The following is a 22,586-nucleotide window of genomic DNA, read 5'->3' as shown; positions in this document are numbered from 1 at the left end:
TATTATAACAAACTTTATAGAAGTTATGTGAAATTATTCAATCAATTCCTACAAGATAAGCTATTTCTACTTCCTTTTCTTTTCCATGTACTTCTTTATAAAAGATGATATCCATTGGACAATGCTCACTACAACAATAGGTTGTATAAGGAAGATACTCGTGATATATGGCATATGCTATGGGCTCCATGGAATTTTTCGGATTTGCGTAGAAGCGAAAACGAAGATAACGAGATGCGGGAATATCCTTTATATAAAACATTGAATTCTGAAGTTCTTCTTGTATTTGTATCCCTGTGAAATAGAGGAATGAAGGTTGTGTTGTATCAAAGTTCGCGTTTGTATAATCATTGATACCAACATAAAAATCTGTATTTACTCTAGTTCTAATATTATCTTTATACTTATGTAAATTATGATGGCATTTTCTGATCACTTGAAAACCTTTTGCGCAATCCCCTTGAAATCCAGCGAATTTTAAGGCCCCCAGCTCCACGACATCTATTTCATAGGAGGTTGGTAATGTTGTTGGATTTGATAAGGTAAGTGGCATTTGTACTTTAAAACCGCTCCCTTTTTTTCGATAATTAGCAGGAGTTTTATGATACAATCCTTTGAATGCTTTATGGAATGCTTGTTGGGATTCATATCCTGCTTGTAAGGCGATTTCTATAATACTCATATCACTTTGTACCAAGAAATACGCGGCTTCACTCAATCTTCTTCTAACGATATATGTATGGATACTCATTTCAAATGCTCCCGTAAATAGTTTATGTAAGTGATAGGTGGAATACCCCACTTGTTTCGCTAGCTCTTCTATGGTGAGAGGTTTATATAGATGTTCTTCTATATAAGATAATAATGAATGTATACATTCTTGATTTTTCATAGGACACCTCTTTTCAACTACTATTGTATCAGAAAATTATGTATCATTTTTCATCAAAGGTGTTATTCTACAAAGAAAAAAGCCGAATCATCGGCTATAGTTTTTCAATTGGTTTACGCTCTGCTTTAAGATTATGCGTTTTATTACTACGTTTTTCTAGCTCTGCGTTTACATCTTCTAACGTAATTCCCTTTTCTACCATAAGGACTGTTAAATGATACAACAAATCTCCAATTTCATTCACTTGGTCTTCTTTGGTTTGTGTAAGTGAGGCGATTACGACTTCTGTACACTCCTCACCAACCTTTTTCAGTATTTTATCCAAACCTTTTTCAAACAGATAAGATGTATAGGAACCCTCTTCACCATTTATTTTACGATCTAAAATCGTTTCATATAATACATCTAGTTCTCGCATACTTCTTCTCCCTCCATATTACGGTAGAAACATGTAATATGGCCTGTATGACAGGCAGCTCCTACTTGTTCTACTTTTAATAAGATTGTATCGTTATCACAATCTACACGAATGTCTTTTACATATTGATAATGTCCACTTGTTTCACCTTTGATCCATAATCGATTTCGACTGCGACTATAATAGGTCGCTTTTTTTGTTTGTATGGTCATATCCAAACTGAGTTTAGACATATAGGCTAACATAAGCACTTCATTGCTTTGGTAATCTTGTACAATGACTGGAACTAGTCCATTCCCTTTTTTAAAATTTATTTCTATCATAAACGTACTGGTACTCCCTTCTCTTGGAGATACTTCTTCACTTCTTGTATGGTAACCTCTCCATAATGAAACATACTAGCCGCCAAAGCCGCATCACTTGCCTCTTGTTCAAATACATCTGCGAAGTGTTGTAATGTACCACATCCTCCACTTGCAATTACAGGGACATCCACCATGTCTCGAACCACTTTACACAGTTCAATATCAAAGCCTTGTTTGGTTCCATCGGCATTCATACTTGTTAGTAGAATTTCGCCAGCCCCCAACGCAACTCCTTCTTTAATCCACGCAAGTACATCCATACCTGTATCTAAACGTCCACCATTGATAAAGACATTCCAACCACTTCCATCTTCACGTTTTTTTCCATCGACTGCTAGAACGATACACTGGGAGCCAAACATATCTGCACCTTCTTTGATCAATTCCTTATTGTGTACAGCAGCGGAGTTTAAGGATACTTTATCCGCACCAGCCAACAACATCTTTCGAATATCCTCAACGCTACGAATTCCTCCACCTACCGTAAAGGGTATGAAGATTTCTTTCGCAACGGCATTCACAACTTTTACCATCGTATCTCGTTGTTCATGCGTAGCAGTAATATCTAGAAATACAAGTTCATCAGCTCCTTGTTCATAATACGATTTTGCTAAATCTACAGGGTCACCAACTTCTTTTAATCCAACGAAATTGATACCTTTTACAACTTTTCCATCCTTCACATCAAGACAGGGAATAATTCGTTTTGTATGCATACTAATCCTCCCTACAAGTTTGAATTGCTTCAGGAAGAGAAAGTGTTTTCGCATACATTGCTTTTCCTGTAATGGCACCATAAATATCCAGTTGTTTTAATAACTTAATATGATGAATGTCTTTAATACCACCAGAGGCAACAATGTTCATAGAAACCTCTTGTTTTAGATTACGTAGCATTTCTACATTGGGTCCCATCATCGTACCATCTTTTGAAATATCAGTAACTATAATGGTAGAAACACCCATAGCTTCCAATTCTTTCGCGAACGATACATATTCCTTTTCACTGCTTGCTAACCAACCACGTCCATAGGCGTAGCCATCTTTACAATCGATTCCAACCGCAATCTTATCACCATATTTTTCAATCGCTGCTTTTAAGAAACTTTGATCTTCGATTGCCGCAGTTCCAAGAATTACACGTGCAATTCCTTGTTCGATATAGAAATCTACATCTTCCATAGAACGGATACCTCCACCAACTTCCACCGGAATGGATAGTTTCTTTGCGACTTCCACAATACATGCTTGGTTTACTTTTTTCCCTTCTTTAGCTCCATCCAAATCTACCATATGTAGATAGTCAGCGCCTTCTGCTTCAAAGGTTTTCGCAATCTCTAAAATGCTCTCTCCTACACATTCTTGTTTTGCGTAGTCTCCTTGGTATAAACGTACTGGCTTTTGATCCAAGATATCAATCGCAGGTAAAATTATCATACAAACTCCTCCTTAAAATAGGTTAAGATGGAAAGTCCATCCTCTCCACTTTTTTCAGGATGAAACTGTGCACCTAATATATTATCTTTACGTAGTAACCCTGGTATCTTTAAAGAACCATAATGTGAATATCCCAATACATGTGCATCTACATACCCTTGTACAACATAAGAATGTACATAATACATAAATGGCGATGTGGACATTCTATCAAAGATAGGATGGTACATATTTGCTTCTAATAAATTCCAGCCAATATGTGGAATCTTTACCTCTGTATCTTCCATTTTTTCAATTCGTCCAGGTAAAAATCCAAGTCCTTTTGTAAGTTGTATTTCATCACTCTCTTCAAAAAGAGCTTGCATCCCCAAACAGATACCTAATAAAGGTTTCTTTTTTTCAATGACTTCCTTATGAAGTACCTCTATCAAACCATGTGCTTCTAAGTTCTTCATACAATCTGGAAATGCGCCAACGCCTGGAAGAATTAACTTATCGGCTTCTTCTAAAACTTTGGGATCGTTTGTTAATACACAAGGTGCACCAATCTTTTCTAATGCATTGATCACACTGTGTAAGTTTCCCATCCCATAATCAATCACCGCAATCATTATAGTACGCCTTTCGTACTAGGCAGTTCATCGGAAGTAATCGCAATCGCTTGTTTCCATGCACGCCCAAAAGCTTTAAAAATAGCTTCAACTTTATGATGATCGTTAGTTCCATAGGATACATTTACATGTAAGGTAATTCCTGCTTGAAAGGCAACCGCACGAAGAAATTCTTCTACCATTTCACAAGAGAGGGTTCCAATTTGTTCACGCTTCAATTCACAGTTGTACACAAGGAAACTTCTACCACTTATATCTAAGGATACATTTGCCAAAGTTTCATCCATTACTAAATTCATAGAACCGTATCGTTCGATTCCTTTTTTATCACCCAACGCTTCCTTTAAGCATTCACCCAAAAGAATTCCACAGTCTTCTACTGTATGATGATCACACACATCTAAATCACCGCGTGCAACTACATCGATATCCATTTTTGAATGAAACGCAAACAGTGTTAACATATGATCGAAAAACCCGATTCCTGTATCTATGTTCGCAGTTCCTACCCCGTCTAAATTTATAGTACATGAAATATCTGTTTCTTTTGTCGTACGTTTTTTCATACTTGTTCTCATGCGATAACCTCCTTGTCAAACGCCATCAATAACTGTAATACTTGTGCGTTTTCTTCCTTTGAACCTATGGTAACACGGAATGTATCATTTGCATATGTTCGAATGATGATTCCAGCGTCTTCTAGCGTTTTTAACAATGCTTCTTTATGTTTACTTCTTCCATATACATAATTTGCTTGAGATGGATAAAAAGTAACATGTTTTAAAGTTTTCACTCTCTCATAGAATGCATCTCGTTGTGCAATAGTTTCTTTGAGCGTTTCTTGATAGTCTTGAACATAACGTAGTACGACTTCACCAATTTTTTGGTCAATACTACTAATGTTATAAGGAACACCCTTGGTACGAAGCTTTTTCATATTTGTACTATTTCCCATGAGGAATCCTAAACGTACACCAGCTAAACCATATGCTTTTGATAACGTTCTAGTAACGTAGAGGTTTGGGTATTGTTCAATATAAGAAACCATCGATTCCTTTGCGAATTCACTATACGCTTCATCGATGATAACAGGAATTGTAGGAAATGCTTCTACAATTTCTTTCAATGATGCGTTGTCCAAGTAGTGTCCTGTTGGATTGTTTGGATTCGAAAATAGGATCATATGAACGTTATTACGGCGTCCATGTTCAATAAAATCTAGGATATTGAAACTTCCATCTTCTTCACATTTAAACTTTAAGATATTTGCTTCCTGCATGCTCGTATAATAGTCATACATAGAAAAGTCTGGTGTTAACGTATATAACGTTTTATCTTTTCCAAGGAAATATCCAATCATCAAGCCTAACATTTCATCGGAACCATTCCCTGCCATAATATTTTCACAAGGGATATTGATAACTTTACTATAGGCTTCAATCAATGCTTGATTGCGCTCATCTGGATAGCGATGAAAGGGAACCTGCATTAGTTCTTCCATGATTTCTTTTTTGATTGATACACTTACATCTTGATAGAGTTCGTTTGCATTTAACATGATGTTGCCAGTTTGCTTGGCTGTGTAAGTTTCTACTTCCTTCATGATTTCATCCTCACTCTCACTGCATTCGCATGTGCTTCTAATTCTTCTTGTTGGGCGATTTCAATGATATCATTCCCATAACAATCTAACGCTTCTTTTGTATAGTAAAGATAACTTGATTTCTTAATAAAACTATCTACACTCAATGCACTGGAAAAACGTGCAGTTCCACTCGTTGGTAACACATGGTTAGTACCACCATAATAATCTCCAATACTTTCACATGTTTGATAACCAAGGAATACACTCCCTGCATGTTTCACTAGATCCAGATACTGTTTCGGATTTTGTATCATAAGTTCTAAGTGTTCTGGAGCTATGGCATTGCTAATTTCGATACATTCTTCGATGCTACTACAAAGAATCGACTTGCCATAATCTTTTAAGGATGCTTGCGCAATCTCTTTCTTTGGTAAGACATCACACTGCTTACGCAACGCTATATTTACTTCATCGATAAGGGTGTCGCTTGTAGTAACTAGGATTGAACTTGCCAAAGGATCATGTTCTGCCTGTGATAATAAATCGGCTGCGATATAATTCGGATTTGCCCCTTCATCTGCGATCACCAATATTTCACTTGGTCCCGCTATCATATCGATATCTACCGTTCCAAAGACGAGCTTCTTCGCAGTTGCGACAAAGATATTTCCAGGTCCAACAATTTTATCTACCTTCGCAATACTCTGTGTTCCATAGGCAAGTGCACCAATCGATTGGGCTCCTCCTACCTTATAGATTTCACTCACTCCCGCAACCAACGCCGCCGCCGCAATATTGGGATGTAAACTACCATCTGCAGAAGGTGGTGTAATCATAACGATACGCTTTACACCCGCAATACGTGCAGGAATTGCATTCATTAAAACACTTGAAGGATATTGCGCTCTACCTCCTGGCACATAAATACCAACACTGTCTAATGGTAGTACACGTTGACCAAGATAGATTCCCATTTCTTTTTCTAAATGATAGCCATTTTGTTTTTGCGCATGATGGAAAAACTCAATATTTTGTGCAGCCTTCTTTATACACTCCACAAAATAAGCATCGGCCTTCGATGCGGCTTGTCTAACTTCCTCATCACTTACTCGCAAGGTTGTTAAGTTGATTTTATCAAACATTTTTGTATACCGAAAGAGAGCTTCATCTTTATTTTTCTTCACATCCGCAAGAATCTTGCTAACGTTCATAATCAGTTCACTATCGACATCTTCACTGCGACTTTCTAGATATGCACTTAATCCAAGCGCATCATTTACATCCATCTTGCTTAACATGCCTTACGCCCCTTTCTTTAAATCTTCTAAAATCTCCATAATTTCTTTTCTCTTCAATTTAAAGCTCGCTTTATTCACAATTACTCGTGCACTAATTTCACACACAGTATCGAATACAACAAGCCCGTTTTCTTTTAAGGTTGTGCCTGTTTCCATAATATCGACAATTCCATCGCATAACCCCAAGATAGGAGCTAGTTCTACAGAACCATCGATTTTGATACATTCTACATCCAATCCTTTTTCAAGAAAGTAATTCTTTGCGATATGTGGATACTTCGTTCCTATTTTAATATGTCCTACTTTATCAAATGGGTTTTGATCTTTTAGTCCTGCGACGATAAACTTACATTTACCAATTCCAAGATCTAACATCTCATAGTAATCACTATCTCCTTCTAATAAAGTATCTTTTCCAACAACACCAATGTCTGCGACACCATGTTGAACATACGTAATACAATCGTTTGCCTTCACAAGGAAATAACGAATGTCCTTCTTAGAATCTTGAAATACAAGTTGTCTTCCTTTATCTTTCAAGCAGGCAATACCATATTCGTTCTTCTCTAATATTTTAACAGTATCTTTTTCTAATCTACCTTTTGTTAGAGCTATAGATATACTCATACGTTTTCCTCCTTGATCATGACTATGTCTTCTCGATCTTGTGTCAATAATTGTACACGACTATGTTTCCGCATTTCACTTGCTAAACGAAGTGCTTCCACTTTCTTTGAGACTGGATAACATAATATCACGGTCTCTTTTTCATCATCTTCTAGTTTAAGTACAGGCAATACATAATCAAGCTTTACGGAGAACCCAATGGCAGGCATTGCTTCTCCAAACTTTTCTAATAAAGTATCGTAACGACCTCCACTTAACACGGATGTTCCAATACCTTCTACAAAGCCTTCAAATATGATGCCACTATAATAATTTAAATGTGGAACCTTTCCTAAATCAAAGGTAAATTTTCCTTCAAAGCCAAGTTCACATAGTTGAGCATCAATCAGTTGCAGGTTTTCTAAGATTGCCTTTAAATGTTCATTGAAACAATAGGCTTGCGCATCTTTTAAGATAGCACCATCTCCACATAGCCAAGGAAGCTGTAAGAAGAACGTTTTATCTCCCTCGTTAAGATCTAGAGATGTCAAATATTCTTCTAGCTCTATCATACTTTTTCGATCGATGAAATCGGCTAATGTTTCTATTGTATCATTTGCTAAAGAAAGGTCTTTACATGCTTGCATAAAAAAGTTTACATTACCGATTTCTAGAGTATAGGAATCCTGTTTCATCGCATCCATGACTTCCAATGCACATACAAGCATTTCTAAATCACTTTCATAATCTTCTAGTCCTATGAGTTCTACTCCACAATCACTAACTTCATTACGTTTTCCAGCAAAGTATTCTTTTACTTTGAATACATCTGCACAATAACGAAAACGAAATGGTGGCTTTTGATCTTTAAATTTTGTAGTAACTACACGAGCAATAGGTACAGTCATATCCATACGCAATGTAAGAATGCTTCCATTATGATCAAAGAATTTGTACATCTGTTCATCTTTTACTGTTTCAAATCCCGTTTGATAGGTTTGATAGTATTCAATGGATGGTGTAATGATTTCTTGGAAACCATAACTATCAAAGACTTGTTCAATGCGTCTTTCTAGTATTCTTTTCATCTTGCTTTCTGTTAAAATTAAATCTCTTGTACCCTCTGGTATACGAAATTGTTTCATAAGTTTTCCTCCTCTTTATATACAAAAAAACTTCCATCCAAAGGACGAAAGTTACCTTACGTGGTTCCACCTTATTTTATTGATACCTCACGATATCAACCTCTTCGAGTACTATCATACTCTAGCACGATAACGGGTGCAGGGATTCCGATAAAGACTACTCATTTCGCCTTTACTGCTCAAAGATGTGTTCACAATACTTACCATGTTTTCTTACACCAACCGAAAACTCTCTTGAATGTCCATATTCCTACTATTTCTTATCATTGCATTGTATATGTATATATACTATCTCTTATTAATGAAAATGTCAATCATTCTTATGAAATATTTTCATTATTTATGTAATCATATCATTTTCTTTCATTCAAAAGAAAAGACCATGACAACCATGGCCTTTATATCAATCATTTACTAAATAATGTTTCGTTAACAATCCAACAACTTCACTCTCTTTTTGAAAATGATCATAATCCTTATCATCTCCATATTTAATACCACTTACTTGGTTGATAAATACACACTTTCCAAGCTCTTCAACACCTTCATATTTCGCAAATCTTATGAATGCACGATAACGTAAATTTCGTTGTGTAGAAAACATATCGTTATCACAAGGAGCATCATCACATTCCCAACAACCTTGTATACCCTTTTTATGGCAACATTGGTACTGGTAACACCCTTCACTATTCTCATGTCTTGACTTTGTCGCATGTCTCGACTTACAACCTTCACAATACTTTGCGTCCTTACATAAGGCACATACGCGTCCACAATAGCCAATGCTTTCGATGATATCTTTTTCATTCATATACATTACCTCTGCTTATCAATTATAGTTATTGTAACAGTTCTTGTGGCATTTTAAAAGAGTTTATATATCTTTTTCTTCTAATAAGACTTTGCGCAAGGAATATAACAGTTTCATGAACTTATCTTGCTTAGCTTCAGGAAGCTGACGATAAAATTCTATGATACTATATTCTTCTTGATTTACTTCTATTTGTACTTTTTCTTCCATCTTAATCCCAACCTTTGCTATATATAGTATAAACCATGAGAAAGATTTGTAAATACGATTTATAATATAAAAAGACCAGTACGTCATATTTTCAAAAAAAAAGCGATTTACTATTTCAGTAAACCGCGAATTCTTAACAAAATCTCTAGATATTCTTCCTTTCGCTCATCTGGAATACCGCTTAATATTTTCAGATAGGCGATTTCTTTAGGGTCTGTTAATAGACGATAAGGCGTTTCATAATCTGGAATACGTAAAATCTGATTGAGATTGATTTCCAATGCACGACAGATATTTACTAAAATGTCTAGTGGTGGTTGTGCAGTTCCATTTACATAAGATGAGATGGAACGTTGCGTTGAACCAACAATGTTTGCTAAATCCCCTTGTGTTAACTTTTTGTGCTGTAGACCATCACGAATGGCTTTTCCTACAGTCAGATTGATTTCTGTAACTTTCTTCATAATTCCTCACCAACTTCGACATAATTATAATGGAATTTTATGGAATATTCGCCAGTATAGAATAATTAAAAGTAATCCGTGTATCTATTTGTCGAATTATACATATTTTGTATATTGATATGATACAGAAAAAGGTATGACTTGCCAAGTCATACCTTACATTCTTTACAATAAATCTCTACGTTCATGAATCCACTGTGATCCTATACATCCTACCAATATTAGTATTGCAATGCATAAGGTTGGAATGGAAAACATATCATTTCCTTGAATATAGCTAGCATCCGTATAATGAAATAAGGATAACTTATCAAGTACTTCTACTTTTCCTCCCATTTTTCCATACATCGTAATCATAAACATAACAAAAACAATACCACATCCAATCGCTCCTGCCTTTTGATTTTGCTTCATAAGTAAACTGATGAGTAACGACATCGAAAAGAAGAAGAGTTGCATCATATAAAGTGCACTCATATAAGGAAGTAAATCCATAAAGGATAGACTCATATTCATCATCGCAATAGACATATAGACACCTAGTACACATACGACATCTAATACAAGTAAAATCACAACGCCCGCGATAATCTTATCACAAAGGATTCGTATTCTTTTCACACCCTTCACATATAAGAACTCAAAAGTTTTATCATGTTCTTCTTTCGCAAAAATATGCGCTCCTAAAATCACCGCATGCAAAGATAGGGCAATTGCTAAATACAAGTGAATCATTTGATAAATACCAATCCCTGTTCCCATATCACTTGCTGATCCAAAGAATACTTGTAACGCTGGAGGTAACGATTCTAGAATCGTTTGAATTCCTCCTGGTGTACTTGATAACCCATCCATCTTATAAAACGAAATAAATAGAAGTAAAAACAAACCAATCATCCAATACGTAGTTTGACGTACATACGATTTCCATTCTCTCAAAATTATATTCATAGAAACCTCCTACAATGCATGAATATCTCTACGCTTGAAAAAGAGATATCCAGCAGATAAAAATGCGATGGTTAGGATTACTAAGATACTTAATTTCACTATTTCAAATCCCTGATTCGCGACAATAGAATCGGCAGAAACATAGCTTAGAAAGGATACATAAGATAAGATTCCATCAGGTTCTAAATTCACTACCATCTGTAATAAGAAAAATGCACTTACAATTCCTGTTGTTAAAGCTAGTGGTGTTTTAATCTTTTTCATCACACAAGCCAATAAAAATCCCAAAGCCATAAACAACAACTGTGTTAACAACATAGAAAGGTTCAACATCCACATCATACCTGTATCAAACTGCAATCCTGTTTGACTCGCACTTATTATGCTTCCAGTACTATAAATAAGATTCGTTAACAACAAACATAAAAGAATACTAGCTAATTTACATGTAAGAATTTTTTGACGTGTACATGGTTTTGTAAATATAAAGTCCGCTGATTTCCCACTCATTTCCTTGCCGATCACATGTAATCCCAAGTACGTAGATTGAAATGCCGCAGCCGCAACGATATACATAAAACAAAAACTATAAAATCCAGGCAAGGTTTTAATGGTAGAAAGCTGTGCTCCAAATGCTTTTAGCATTTCTGGTGAATACGCATTCAACATTGTTTCAAAGAACTTCACATCGGAAGAAAATGAAACAAATAATTGTATGCATATATATCCAAAAACCGTTAAAGACAATGCCCATATTAGAGTGGATATGAAATATCTTCGGCATTCAAAGCGAAAGATATTCATAGACGCTCCTCCTCATAGTACTGCATGAAGATATCTTCTAAATCAGGTTCGTGTATTTCCAAGTTTTCAAGTGTATGTTTGCTAAGTTCTTTCAATAATCCATTTAAGTTTCCATTATACATAAAGGAATATAGATCCTCATTCTTTACAAACTGTGAAACTCCAGTTAATGTCTGTATCTGAGAAATGGAGTCTTCTTTACACATAACATCCACTCGTTTATATGTGTTCATACGTAAATTTTCCATCGTTTCAATCTTTAGTATTTTTCCATCTTTGATAATGCCTACTCGATCACACATCTTTTGCACTTCTCCAAGGATATGGGAAGAGAAGAAAATGGTAACTCCTTTTTCATTTTCTTTACGAATAAGCTCAAAGAATTTATTTTGCATAAGGGGATCTAATCCGCTTGTTGGCTCATCTAATACAATAAGCTCTGGACTATGCAACAACCCTTGTACAATTCCTACTTTTTTACGGTTCCCATAAGATAAGTCTTCTATTTTACGATTTACATCAAGTTCTAATAATTCGCATAGTTCTTTGATACGTGCACTACAATCTTTTTTATAGAAAGATGCGGAATATGCCAATAAATCTTTTACTTTCATATGATCATAATAGAATACTTCGCTTGGTAAGTATCCTATGTTTTTCGCATTTTCATCACGACATGCAATACAGTCTTTTCCAAAAATTGTTGCAGTACCACTCGTTGGATGAATCAGTCCTAGTAAGGTACGAATGGTAGTAGACTTCCCTGCACCATTCGGTCCTATAAATCCAAATATTTCTCCCTTTTCAATCGTTAAATTCACATATTCAATTCCTCTATGTTTCCCATAGCTCTTAGTTAAATCTTTTATTTCAATGATTGTACTCATACAAACTCCTCCTTGTATATGATGGTACGAAATATTTCTTTCCACTTATTAAAGTCTATCATAATCTGTTCTAAATCAATTGGTTGATTACTTTTTTGCAATTCATGAAGATAGCCATCACTCATCCATACCAACATTTGAAATATATATTGTGGATCGACATCTTCTTTAAACTTAGAAAAATCAATGTTTTTAAAATAGGTTTCATAACTTTTTCCCAATTCACTCTGTACATCTTTATTCACATCATCACTGATCGATTCATTCTTTGAATAATATGCGCGCATTACAAACTCCATAATTGCTGGATGCTTATGCAAGAGTTCTACTTTCTTATTAGCTCCATACGTCATTAAGTCGAAGAAGTCTGTGATTTCATCAAAGTGTTCATCGATTACCAACGTTTTCATAAGCTCAAAACAATATTGGCAAACATAGATATACAATTCTTTTTTATTGTGAAAGTAATAAAAGAGAAGTCCTTTAGAAATACCTGCTTTTGAGGCAATTTCATCCGTAACAGCACGCTTATATTCATGCTTACCAAAGACTTCCATTGCGGCGTTGATAATATTTGTACGCTTTTCATTTGATAGTTTAAAAAATTTCTCATTCATAGTCGAACTCCTATATTGACCAAGTCGGTTTAACTCTACGGTCAATATCATTTTAACGCATTGACTATTTTTTACAAGCCCCCTTATAAAATCTTTATGTGTTTTTAATATATAAAAAGAAGGAGTGTTGTAGTACTCCTTCCATCTTACTTTTGATGAGTTTTTTTCCATTCTTTTATTTGTTGAAGACGTTGTGTTACTTTTGCCTCTGAACCTTGTGTCGTTGGATGATAATAGGTGCGATTTAACAAAGAATCTGGCATACACTGCATATTGGTTAATTTGTCTTCACTATCGTGCGCGTATTGATAATCTTCTCCATAATGTAGCTCTTTCATCAGCTTTGTTGGAGCGTTGCGTATTTGTAGAGGAACTGGTTCTGATAACATCTTTAGAGCATCTTCTTTAGCGGCTCCATATGCCATATATAATGCGTTGGATTTTGGTGCTAAGGATAGATACGTAACGGCATGTGTTAAGTGTACGTTGCATTCGGGCATTCCCAAGAAGTGACAACTTTGATATACAGCGACACAAATTTCGAGTGCTCTACTATCTGCCATACCAATATCTTCACTCGCAAAACGAATGAGTCTTCTTGCGACATATAAAGGATCTTCTCCAGCTTCTATCATACGTGCTAGCCAATAGATTGCCGCATCGACATCGCTGTTACGCATCGATTTATGAAGGGCTGAAATGATATTATAATGTTCCTCACCAGTTTTATCATACAACAAAGATTTTTTAGAAATACATTGTTTTAATGTTTCTTGTGAGATATAAATGCCATCCTCTTGTTCTTCTCCATTTAGGATCAGCATTTCTAAAGTGTTTAGGGCACTTCGTGCATCTCCGTTCGCAAAGGATGCGACGAGCGATAACATTTCTTTGTTAATATGTACATTTAGATCCTTAAATCCACGTTCATCTTGTAGGGCATGGGTTAATAATTCTACTAAGTCTTCTTGTTGAAGACCCTTTAATACGAATACTTTACATCGTGATAAAAGGGCTGAGTTAACTTCAAAGCTAGGGTTTTCTGTAGTTGCGCCAATCAGGATGATACTGCCTTGTTCTACATAAGGTAAGAAAGCATCTTGTTGTGCCTTATTAAAACGATGGATTTCATCCACAAATACAATTGTCTTTCTTCCAAAGACACGAGCACTTTGGGCTTCTTTCATTACCTCTTTAATTTCCTTGATTCCACTAGTAACCGCAGAAAAGTTAATGAATTTCGCTTGTGTTTTATTTGCAATAATTCTTGCTAAGGTAGTTTTACCAACACCTGGTGGACCCCAAAATATCATGGAAGATATTTGATCTTTTTCGATTAGATTCCATAAAACTTTTCCTTTATCTAAAAGGTGCTTTTGTCCAACATAATGTTCTAGGGTCTCTGGACGAAGTCGATTTGCTAAAGGTTCCATGGATTCTTGATGATAAAATAAGGATTCTTGTTCCATTGTATCACTTCCATTCTTTATTTAAGAAAGCTGTTTAAGTATACCTTTGATCCATTTGCACAATCGATCACTTGCACGATTTGCTGTTTCTAATACTCCTGCATGACTATGTTTCTCTTTACAAATACCAGTTGCCATATTGGTAATACATGCGATACCAAGTACTTCAATTCCTAGGTAGTTTGCGACAATGGTTTCTGGCACAGTAGACATTCCTATCGCGTCACTGCCACCTTTTGCATAAAAGCGTATTTCTGCAGCCGTTTCATAATAAGGTCCTTGAAAGAACGTATAGACGCCTTCCTGGAAGGGTATCTCTAATTCTTGTGCAACATCTTTCGCAAGTGCACGTAAGCGATTGGCATAGGGTTCAGACATATCTGGAAAACGTGGACCAAATCGTTCATCATTATCACCAATCAAAGGATTCACACAAACAGAATTGATAAAATCTTCAATGATCATTAAATCTCCTGGTTGAAAACTTTGATTGATACCTCCACAAGCATTTGTCACAATCAATTCCTTTACCCCAAGTAGTTTCATAACATAGATAGGATACGTAACTTCTTTCATCGTAAATCCTTCATAATAATGAAAACGCCCCTGCATTGCCACTACATGACGTCCTTGTAAAACACCAAATACTAGATTTCCTGCATGACCCTCCAATTTTGATTTTGGAAAATGTGGAATTTCATTATATGGAATGATTATTTTCTCACTCATTTCATCGACTAAAGAACCTAATCCACTGCCTAGTACGATTCCCGTATCCACACTGCCTTGTATATGGTTCTTTAGATAATCTGTGGACTCTTTTACTTGTTCATAGAACATTTATGATTCCTCCTTTATCTTCTTTAATACACGGCAAGGATTTCCAACAGCTATCACACCTTCAGGAATATCTTTATTAACAACAGCACCTGCACCAATCACACTGTTTTTTCCAATTGTAACACCTGGTAAAATTGTAACATTTGCGCCAATCCATACATTATCTTGAATGGTTATTGGATAGGCATACTCCAAACCTGCATTACGTTGTTCAATATCCTGGGGGTGACCCGCCGTATGAATACCACAATCAGGTGCGATAAATACATGATTCCCTATCACAACTTGCGCACAATCCAAAATTGTACAATTATGATTGATAAACACATCATGACCAAGGGTGATATTATAGCCATAATCACACCAAAAAGGTTGTATGATTTCCACTCTTTCTCCTTTTTCCTTTAACAATCCTTCAAGAATTTCATCATGCCTTTTTGAATCACTAGGTAATAAATTATTGTACGCAAAACATACATCCTTACACTTTCTACGATCATTCACTAATTCTTTATCCGCTCCAGCATCATATAATTGACCCAGTAACATTTTATCTTTTTCACTCATATATACTCCAAATCCTTTTCCATGCATTGCATTTCTAGTTCTATTTTACCCTATCTTACCCACATATGAAAGTAAAATTTATACGTCCTATCATGTAACCACTTCTTACAAATATGTTATAATAAAATAGCAAGGCTATGACAAGGAGGTACAAGATGGACATCATTATGTATAGTAACTTATTTCCTTTTTTGATATTACTTATTTTTCTTGCACTTGCTATTTATAACCCTATATTTAACAAGCAACAAAAATCTTACTTTGTCGCATCTGCATTGACATTTTTATTTATGCTCGTTGTAATTAGCATTGATTATTTATCTCAAAACTTGTGGAATATCTGGTATGTAAGACGGATTACAAGTTTCATTAACTTTGCAGTTTGCCCTCTTGTACCATTATTTTTATATAAAATTGCGATTGCGAAAAAATCTTCCAATGCACTTTACATTCCTTTGATTGCAAATGTAGTCATTTGTTTTATTTCCATATGGGGTGGTTTTGTATTTGACATTAGTACTATTAACACATATGGACGAGGACCCTTTTTTTTCTTGCCTTTCTTAACTACGATATTTTATATGTGTATACTCATATTCTATACAGGAAAACAAAGGCTAAAAGGAAGATCATTTGAAAGGCTATTCCTTGCAAGTGTCATTACTCTGCTTATCTTCGGTATGATAACGGAAATCATTTTTGGATATTTTTTTCTTTCATGGGTTGCGGCTTCTCTATCCTTACCGATGTATTATCTGTTATTGAATATTAATCATTCTATACTAGATCCTCTCACTAGTGCCTATAATCGTTCTGTATATATGAAAGATTTGGATCGCATCCACTCGCATTCATCTTGCATTATTGCTTTATTAGATATTAATGATTTGAAAGTTATCAATGACACTTATGGTCATGACGCAGGTGATCGATTCTTAATCACATTTACAAATATCATGAGTAAACATGTTCCATCTTGTAGCTTATATCGTATTGGTGGAGATGAATTCGTAGTCCTTTCTAAGAAAGATAATCTTGAAAAAGTGAATGATGGTATTCTACAGGCTCGTGTTGAAATGAATAAAATACATTTAGATTTCTCTTTTGGAATCGGTAAATATTTACCACAAATCAGTATCTTTGAGTTTATCAATCAAATTGATGCGTTGATGTATGAAAACAAAAAAGCTGATAAAGCGAACAAAAATAAGGTATAGCAGATTCCAAGCTATGCCTTATTTATATACTTCATATACAACATATTCTTTATCAAAATGATAACCTAATTTTTCTGCGAGAGCGACTGAATTTTTATTCTGTGCATCCCAACTAGGGTACCAGTCTTTTTCTATACAAAGCAGTAATAAATTTGCTGCACAAGCGAAAGCCAATCCCTTTCTTCTTTCATCCCGTCTTGTGTCTATTTCTATTTCAATACCCCGTTTATAATACACATAAGAAGAAGCTCCTGATACAACTTCATCTTCTTTTATTGCGACTACTCCAAGTCCAAATGATAAATATTCTTCTACATCACGAAATACGGAGCATAAATCTTTCGACCATTCTTGACTCATCACTTGATGATACAATTCTTTATCAATTATTTTCAAACTATAACCTTCTGGTAAGCGTTCTACATATTGAACAAGAGTTTCCTTATTAAATATGTTTCCCTCTTTCTTTATCGCATAACGCACACCCTTATGCGCCTGATCCTTACATATATGGATGATTTGTTTTTCCCATTCTTCATTTTGAGGTGTGAGAATCATAAACTCTTTATCTTGATAAGCAGTTTGTATGAGTTCATCATTTACCTTTCCTGCGAAAAAGCAAAACACATCTACAATAATCATTGCACTTTTAGGTTGGTGTACATCATCACAGTATGCTTTTCCCATACAATCTTGTAAACAGGAAGTGATAAGACTTTCCTGCCAACCATGAAATAAATATGCAATACTATGTTTATCGACTACTTCATATACCATAAAAAATAACCTCCTGTATGAATATCATAACATGTTGTTAGAACCTCTCCTATCTTTGTGTTCAAATTTTAAAAAAGATCATCTCTATTTTATAGAATATGATCCTTTACTTATTTAAAAAGTTAAATCTTCTCCATTGCTTTGAATAACTTTACGGTACCAATCGAAGGATTTCTTCTTGCTTCTTCTACCTGAACCGTTCTGCATATCGTCATAGTCCACATATATAAATCCATATCTTTTCTTCATTTCCCCAGTAGAAGCACTTACCAAATCAATTGGTCCCCAAGTTGTATACCCCATAAGATCAACACCATCTAACTCTATCGCATCTTTCATAGCTTGTATATGTGCACTTAAATAGGCAATACGTGTATCATCTTCAACATACCCATCTTTATCAGGTATGTCTACTGCACCTAATCCATTTTCCACGATAAATAGCGGCTTTTGATAACGATCATATACATGATTTAATGTAATACGTAGTCCCAACGGATCAATTGGCCAACCCCAATCACTATAGCTAACATATGGATTTTTAACAGACGCGAACAAATTACCTTCCACAATATCCTCTGCACTAGAATGTTTAGCTACACAACGACTATTGTAATAGGAGAAAGCTACAAAATCTACTGTGTTGGATTTTAATATTTCTTTATCTCCATCCTCAAAAATAGGCATACAATCTTCTCTTGTAAGTTTTTTTATTGCATACTTTGGATATTCACCACGAGATTGTACATCAATGAAGAAATAGTTTTCTCGATCCACCTGTAATGCCTCTAATACATCTTCTGGTTTACAAGTATATGGATATGCACTTCCAGCCGCAAACATACATCCCACTTTATTTTCAGGATTAATTTCATGTGCTAATCGAGTTGCTAAAGCACTTGCGACTAGTTCGTGATGGGCAGCCTGATATTTTATTGCGGTTTCATTTTCATGTTCCTTAAAGAATAAGCCTGCTCCCATAAATGGAGCATGAAGAATCATATTAATTTCATTGAATGTCAACCAATGCGTGACATATTTTTTATATCGGGTAAATAAAACATTACATAAATCTAAGTAATAATCTATCATCTTTCGATCACGCCATCCTTTTATGGAACGAATTAAATACATAGGACAATCAAAATGAGTAATGGTTACAATTGGTTCTATTTGATATTTTTGACACTCTTTAAATATTCTTTCATAAAACAAAAGGCCAGCTTCATTAGGAACTTTTTCATTCCCCTTTGGAAAAATACGTGTCCATGCAATACTTAAACGGTATGCTTTAAAACCCATCTGTGCAAATAATGCAATGTCCTCTTTATAGTGATGATACATATCTATCCCTTTATGGGAAGGATAATGATAGTGTTCTTCACATGTATAACATTCTTTATGTCCTTGTATGATAGAAAAGCGATCTTCTCCCTGCGGACACACATCCACATTTGCTAATCCTCTTCCATCTTCCGCGTAACTGCCTTCACATTGATTGGCTGCGGTTGCACCTCCCCATAAAAAATCCTTAGGAAATCCCATATCATTCACCTACTTCAGAACACTTAACAAAGGTTCACCGTTAAGTACTTGTGTTTTATTCTCAAATAATACATCCAAATAATTAGAAGAATTTGTAATTACAACCGGAGTCTGTAATATAAACCCAGCTTCTTTTATTTCTTCCATATTAAACTCGATAAGTTTCTGTCCTTTTACTACCTTCTCTCCTTGTTGTACAAACGAAGTAAATCCTTTTCCACCTAATTGAACAGTATCTAAACCGATATGAATCAATACCTCTACTCCATCATCAGCAACAATGCCAACTGCATGAAGTGTTGGAAATAATGTCATAACCTCTCCATCCACTGGTGCATATACAATTCCTTCACTTGGTTCGATCGCAATTCCTTTTCCTAATGCACCTGAAGAGAATGCTCCATCCTCTATTTCTTCTAAAGGAATCAATGTGCCAGATATCGGACTAACAATGTTCGCATTTTCAATCAATGGCTTTGTAGTTGAAGCTACTGTACTTAACTTTTTTTCTTCTTGATTTTGTATTTCATTTTTATCCTTGAATGTTACATACATCATTACAAAGGCAATAATCATTGTAATTACAACACCTACAATTGCGACAATTAAATTATCGAAAGTCCCATCTGGGTTCATCATTGCAGGAAATTCAAAGATCCCCATTCCTCCCGTAGAGAATTTACGGAAATTAAATGCCCCATAAAATGCACCACCAATTCCACCAGCGATACAACTGATGATAAACGGCTTCTTTAATGGTACTAAAATCCCATAAATAGCAGGCTCTGTTACTCCAAAGATACCAGAAATAAAATTTGGTAAACACATTTCTTTTAATTTGCGATCTTTGGTCTTGAAAAAGATTGCGGCAACTACAGCTGATGTTGCGAAGGTACAAGCAAAGAACGGCATCATAACATTATCAAATCCATAAATTAGCATATTGTTCAAATACACTGGAATAAATCCCCAATGTAATCCAAATATCACAAGTATTTGCCAAGTAAGACCAACAATAGCTCCTGCTAGTAGTGGAGAGAAATTTCGAATGGTCAAAATGAACTCTGCGATAATTTTAGAACCAAATGTTGCAATAGGTCCAATTAGTAAGAATCCCACTGGTAAAGCCACCATCAACGTTAACATTGGCACAAAGAAAAACTTTATTAAATCTGGCACATAACGATTAAAGAATTTTTCACATTTACTAGCGAAATAAACTACAAATATAACAGGTATCACTGTGGAAGTATAGTCCATTGAAATCAAAGGAATTCCAAAGAAATCAATATATACATCAGACGCAAACGCGGTCCCTTTAAATAGCGTGTACATTGGTTCTAGTGAACCTGACAACGCAGAATTCTGAATACCCGGATAGCATAAGATAGCACCTATGACCAACCCAAGCATTGGCTTTAAACCGAACTTCTTTGCGGATGTATAACCTAAGAATAACGGTAAAAATGTAAATAGTCCATCTCCTATTGCATTCAATATTTGATAACCTCCACATGTATCACTATACAAACCAATTGTTACAAATAGTATGTTAAATCCTTTGATCATACCACAAGCAGCCATGATTCCTAAAATTGGTTGAAAAATCCCAGAAATGACATCAATAAAACGATCAAGCACTCTTTGCTTTTTCTTTGATGTATCTTCTCTCTTTTCGTCGATATCTAGTAAAGGTAACACCTCTTCGTAAACATCAGGTACATGATTCCCAATGACCACTTGATATTGCCCACCACTTTTCATAACTGTCACAACACCATCCATATTTTGTAACACTTCATCTTGTGCAATTGATTCATCTTTCAATTTAAATCTTAAACGAGTGATACAGTGTGTAAGGGATACTACATTTTCTTTTCCACCTACATGTTTTACAATTTCATTTGCTAAAGCTTGATATTTTTTCATTTTAGTTTCCTCCATTTTCAATTTGAAGGTCGAGCCAACTTAATGTAACTATCCTTGTACTACAAAATCAATTAGACTTTCCAACACCTCACTCCTCTCTTGGTTTCATCACTACTATTTACTTACCTGTACAATGCGAGAAATATGAATACTTAAGTAAAGTATTTCTTCATCACTCAATACATACTCATATTTTTCTTTCAAATATTCACCTATCCGTTCAACACAGTCACACTCTTTGGGATATTTTGTCCTTACCAAAGAGAGCATACTTTCTACATCTCCACCTTCATACATCTTTCCAGAAAAAACTCGTTCCGCAAAGAATTTAAGATGTGTAATAAATCGATAATAGTATACGGAGTCTACATCAATGTTGATGGAAAATCGTATCCTTACTATTTTCTCGATATCCTGCATTACTTTCGTGATTTCCTTTACAGATTTCGTTTTCACATCCATTTGTGCATTTACTAGATGTAATGCTATAAAGCCTGCTTCATCATCATTTAGTTGTACGTGAAACTTCTCGTATATTAGGGTAATAGCATATTCACCAACTTTATATTCATCACGATAAAATTTCTGTATATCCCATAACATAATATTTTTTACTTCTATGTCTTGTTTCTTTCTTTCTACAGCCATATAAATATGGTCACATAAAGAAATGATTACATTTTCATTTATCTCTTGAGAAATATGCATTTTCGCATAAGCAATAATTTCTTCTGCTAATACGATATGTTCCAACGGTATAGTTTTAAATAACTCCTGCAATCTTTGACTAGCACTTGTATCCTTCAACGTAAAAATCTTTTCAATCTTTGCATCATCAATTTTCGCGCCAGGCTCCATTTGAAAACCCAAGCCCTTCCCAGTTACTATCTGCTCTTCATTATGCTCATCTACCGCAAGTACTACATTATTATTTAAACGCTTCTTAAATATCATGCAATTTCTCCCTTCTACAAACAAAAAACCCGTCAAACACAAAACTATATAACAAAATATATAGCATTCAGAGGTTCAACAGGTCGAGCTTGTAATTAAACAATAACTATCCTATTTATAAATCCATTATATGGTAAACGGTTACATAAGTCAATCCTTTTATTTTTGAACTGATGTGAAAAAT

Annotated in this window: 26 protein-coding genes and 1 other annotated feature; of the genes, 1 reads left to right on the top strand and 25 read right to left on the bottom strand. The window is 35.0% G+C overall.

The genetic code is table 11. The annotated features are described in order from the left end of the window. Positions 1 to 37: 37 nt before the first annotated feature. The 21 genes from ACWG0P_RS07940 to ACWG0P_RS07840 all read right to left on the bottom strand — a co-directional run bounded on the left by ACWG0P_RS07940 (position 38) and on the right by ACWG0P_RS07840 (position 15,980). On the bottom strand, positions 38 to 892 hold the full coding sequence (locus ACWG0P_RS07940) for an AraC family transcriptional regulator (protein WP_455801268.1): 855 nt from the start codon (positions 890 to 892) through the stop codon (positions 38 to 40). 94 nt (positions 893 to 986) lie between these two features. Then, positions 987 to 1,310, bottom strand: a complete 324-nt coding sequence (gene hisE / locus ACWG0P_RS07935) for a phosphoribosyl-ATP diphosphatase (protein ID WP_455801267.1) — start codon at positions 1,308 to 1,310, stop codon at positions 987 to 989. Then, a complete protein-coding gene (gene hisI, locus ACWG0P_RS07930) occupies positions 1,298 to 1,633 on the bottom strand; it encodes a phosphoribosyl-AMP cyclohydrolase (RefSeq protein WP_455801266.1) in 336 nt (111 codons plus the stop codon). The genes hisE and hisI overlap by 13 nt, the downstream gene beginning before the upstream one ends. Further along, positions 1,630 to 2,391, bottom strand: coding sequence for an imidazole glycerol phosphate synthase subunit HisF (hisF, locus tag ACWG0P_RS07925; protein WP_455801265.1), 762 nt, complete (start codon positions 2,389 to 2,391; stop codon positions 1,630 to 1,632). The genes hisI and hisF overlap by 4 nt, the downstream gene beginning before the upstream one ends. A 1-nt stretch (position 2,392) precedes the next feature. Beyond that, positions 2,393 to 3,112: a 1-(5-phosphoribosyl)-5-[(5-phosphoribosylamino)methylideneamino]imidazole-4-carboxamide isomerase gene (gene hisA, locus ACWG0P_RS07920; protein ID WP_455801264.1), complete on the bottom strand. Its 720-nt coding sequence runs from the start codon at positions 3,110 to 3,112 to the stop codon at positions 2,393 to 2,395. Then, positions 3,109 to 3,723 (bottom strand): imidazole glycerol phosphate synthase subunit HisH, encoded by a 615-nt coding sequence (hisH, locus tag ACWG0P_RS07915; protein WP_455801263.1) that lies wholly within the window; start codon positions 3,721 to 3,723, stop codon positions 3,109 to 3,111. Before hisH ends, hisA begins: the two co-directional genes overlap by 4 nt. Continuing rightward, positions 3,723 to 4,301, bottom strand: coding sequence for an imidazoleglycerol-phosphate dehydratase HisB (gene hisB, locus ACWG0P_RS07910; protein WP_455801262.1), 579 nt, complete (start codon positions 4,299 to 4,301; stop codon positions 3,723 to 3,725). Before hisB ends, hisH begins: the two co-directional genes overlap by 1 nt. Then, positions 4,298 to 5,326: a pyridoxal phosphate-dependent aminotransferase gene (locus tag ACWG0P_RS07905; RefSeq protein WP_455801261.1), complete on the bottom strand. Its 1,029-nt coding sequence runs from the start codon at positions 5,324 to 5,326 to the stop codon at positions 4,298 to 4,300. The genes hisB and ACWG0P_RS07905 overlap by 4 nt, the downstream gene beginning before the upstream one ends. After that, positions 5,323 to 6,606 (bottom strand): histidinol dehydrogenase, encoded by a 1,284-nt coding sequence (gene hisD, locus ACWG0P_RS07900; RefSeq protein ID WP_455801260.1) that lies wholly within the window; start codon positions 6,604 to 6,606, stop codon positions 5,323 to 5,325. The genes ACWG0P_RS07905 and hisD overlap by 4 nt, the downstream gene beginning before the upstream one ends. A 3-nt stretch (positions 6,607 to 6,609) precedes the next feature. Further along, positions 6,610 to 7,233 carry an ATP phosphoribosyltransferase gene (gene hisG / locus ACWG0P_RS07895; protein WP_455790522.1) on the bottom strand — a complete coding sequence of 208 codons (624 nt, stop codon included), beginning with the start codon at positions 7,231 to 7,233 and terminating at the stop codon, positions 6,610 to 6,612. Beyond that, positions 7,230 to 8,357: an ATP phosphoribosyltransferase regulatory subunit gene (hisZ, locus tag ACWG0P_RS07890; RefSeq protein WP_455801259.1), complete on the bottom strand. Its 1,128-nt coding sequence runs from the start codon at positions 8,355 to 8,357 to the stop codon at positions 7,230 to 7,232. Before hisZ ends, hisG begins: the two co-directional genes overlap by 4 nt. A gap of 37 nt (positions 8,358 to 8,394) precedes the next feature. Beyond that, positions 8,395 to 8,633 (bottom strand) — a binding site (T-box leader). Positions 8,634 to 8,760: 127 nt separating this feature from the next. Then, complete coding sequence (locus tag ACWG0P_RS07885) at positions 8,761 to 9,171, bottom strand: DUF3795 domain-containing protein (protein ID WP_455790518.1); 411 nt, start codon at positions 9,169 to 9,171, stop codon at positions 8,761 to 8,763. A 63-nt stretch (positions 9,172 to 9,234) separates the two neighbouring features. Then, the gene (locus ACWG0P_RS07880; RefSeq protein WP_455790517.1) at positions 9,235 to 9,381 is read right to left on the bottom strand and encodes a hypothetical protein; all 147 of its coding nucleotides are present in this window, start codon (positions 9,379 to 9,381) and stop codon (positions 9,235 to 9,237) included. A gap of 110 nt (positions 9,382 to 9,491) precedes the next feature. Then, a complete protein-coding gene (locus ACWG0P_RS07875; protein WP_455790516.1) occupies positions 9,492 to 9,845 on the bottom strand; it encodes a helix-turn-helix domain-containing protein in 354 nt (117 codons plus the stop codon). Between the two features lie 165 nt (positions 9,846 to 10,010). Further along, a complete protein-coding gene (locus ACWG0P_RS07870; protein ID WP_455801258.1) occupies positions 10,011 to 10,796 on the bottom strand; it encodes an ABC transporter permease subunit in 786 nt (261 codons plus the stop codon). Positions 10,797 to 10,805: 9 nt separating this feature from the next. Next, positions 10,806 to 11,600: an ABC transporter permease subunit gene (locus tag ACWG0P_RS07865; protein WP_455801257.1), complete on the bottom strand. Its 795-nt coding sequence runs from the start codon at positions 11,598 to 11,600 to the stop codon at positions 10,806 to 10,808. Beyond that, entirely contained in the window at positions 11,597 to 12,487 is an 891-nt protein-coding gene (locus ACWG0P_RS07860) for an ABC transporter ATP-binding protein (protein ID WP_455801256.1), read from the bottom strand. Before ACWG0P_RS07860 ends, ACWG0P_RS07865 begins: the two co-directional genes overlap by 4 nt. Continuing rightward, positions 12,484 to 13,104, bottom strand: coding sequence for a TetR/AcrR family transcriptional regulator (locus ACWG0P_RS07855; RefSeq protein ID WP_455801255.1), 621 nt, complete (start codon positions 13,102 to 13,104; stop codon positions 12,484 to 12,486). Before ACWG0P_RS07855 ends, ACWG0P_RS07860 begins: the two co-directional genes overlap by 4 nt. Positions 13,105 to 13,250: 146 nt before the next feature. Continuing rightward, positions 13,251 to 14,573 carry a replication-associated recombination protein A gene (locus ACWG0P_RS07850; protein ID WP_455801254.1) on the bottom strand — a complete coding sequence of 441 codons (1,323 nt, stop codon included), beginning with the start codon at positions 14,571 to 14,573 and terminating at the stop codon, positions 13,251 to 13,253. Positions 14,574 to 14,594: 21 nt separating this feature from the next. Next, positions 14,595 to 15,413, bottom strand: coding sequence for a purine-nucleoside phosphorylase (locus ACWG0P_RS07845; protein WP_455801253.1), 819 nt, complete (start codon positions 15,411 to 15,413; stop codon positions 14,595 to 14,597). Next, complete coding sequence (locus ACWG0P_RS07840; RefSeq protein ID WP_455801252.1) at positions 15,414 to 15,980, bottom strand: sugar O-acetyltransferase; 567 nt, start codon at positions 15,978 to 15,980, stop codon at positions 15,414 to 15,416. 155 nt (positions 15,981 to 16,135) lie between these two features. Here ACWG0P_RS07840 and ACWG0P_RS07835 point away from each other — a divergent pair, with 155 nt between their 5' ends. After that, positions 16,136 to 17,197, top strand: a complete 1,062-nt coding sequence (locus ACWG0P_RS07835; protein WP_455801251.1) for a GGDEF domain-containing protein — start codon at positions 16,136 to 16,138, stop codon at positions 17,195 to 17,197. Positions 17,198 to 17,215: 18 nt separating this feature from the next. Here the strand turns inward: ACWG0P_RS07835 and ACWG0P_RS07830 are convergent, their stop codons facing one another. The 4 genes from ACWG0P_RS07830 to licT all read right to left on the bottom strand — a co-directional run bounded on the left by ACWG0P_RS07830 (position 17,216) and on the right by licT (position 22,402). Next, the gene (locus tag ACWG0P_RS07830) at positions 17,216 to 17,974 is read right to left on the bottom strand and encodes a GNAT family N-acetyltransferase (protein WP_455801250.1); all 759 of its coding nucleotides are present in this window, start codon (positions 17,972 to 17,974) and stop codon (positions 17,216 to 17,218) included. A 114-nt stretch (positions 17,975 to 18,088) separates the two neighbouring features. Further along, positions 18,089 to 19,519 (bottom strand): 6-phospho-beta-glucosidase, encoded by a 1,431-nt coding sequence (locus ACWG0P_RS07825; RefSeq protein WP_455801249.1) that lies wholly within the window; start codon positions 19,517 to 19,519, stop codon positions 18,089 to 18,091. Between the two features lie 9 nt (positions 19,520 to 19,528). Then, complete coding sequence (locus ACWG0P_RS07820; RefSeq protein WP_455801248.1) at positions 19,529 to 21,448, bottom strand: beta-glucoside-specific PTS transporter subunit IIABC; 1,920 nt, start codon at positions 21,446 to 21,448, stop codon at positions 19,529 to 19,531. Positions 21,449 to 21,562: 114 nt separating this feature from the next. Next, positions 21,563 to 22,402: a BglG family transcription antiterminator LicT gene (gene licT, locus ACWG0P_RS07815; protein WP_455801247.1), complete on the bottom strand. Its 840-nt coding sequence runs from the start codon at positions 22,400 to 22,402 to the stop codon at positions 21,563 to 21,565. Positions 22,403 to 22,586 lie beyond the last annotated feature (184 nt).

It is taken from the genome of Amedibacillus sp. YH-ame6 (assembly GCF_053848845.1).
Note: the sequence above shows the minus strand (reverse complement) of the source record. Positions and strands in the feature narration are given on the sequence as shown.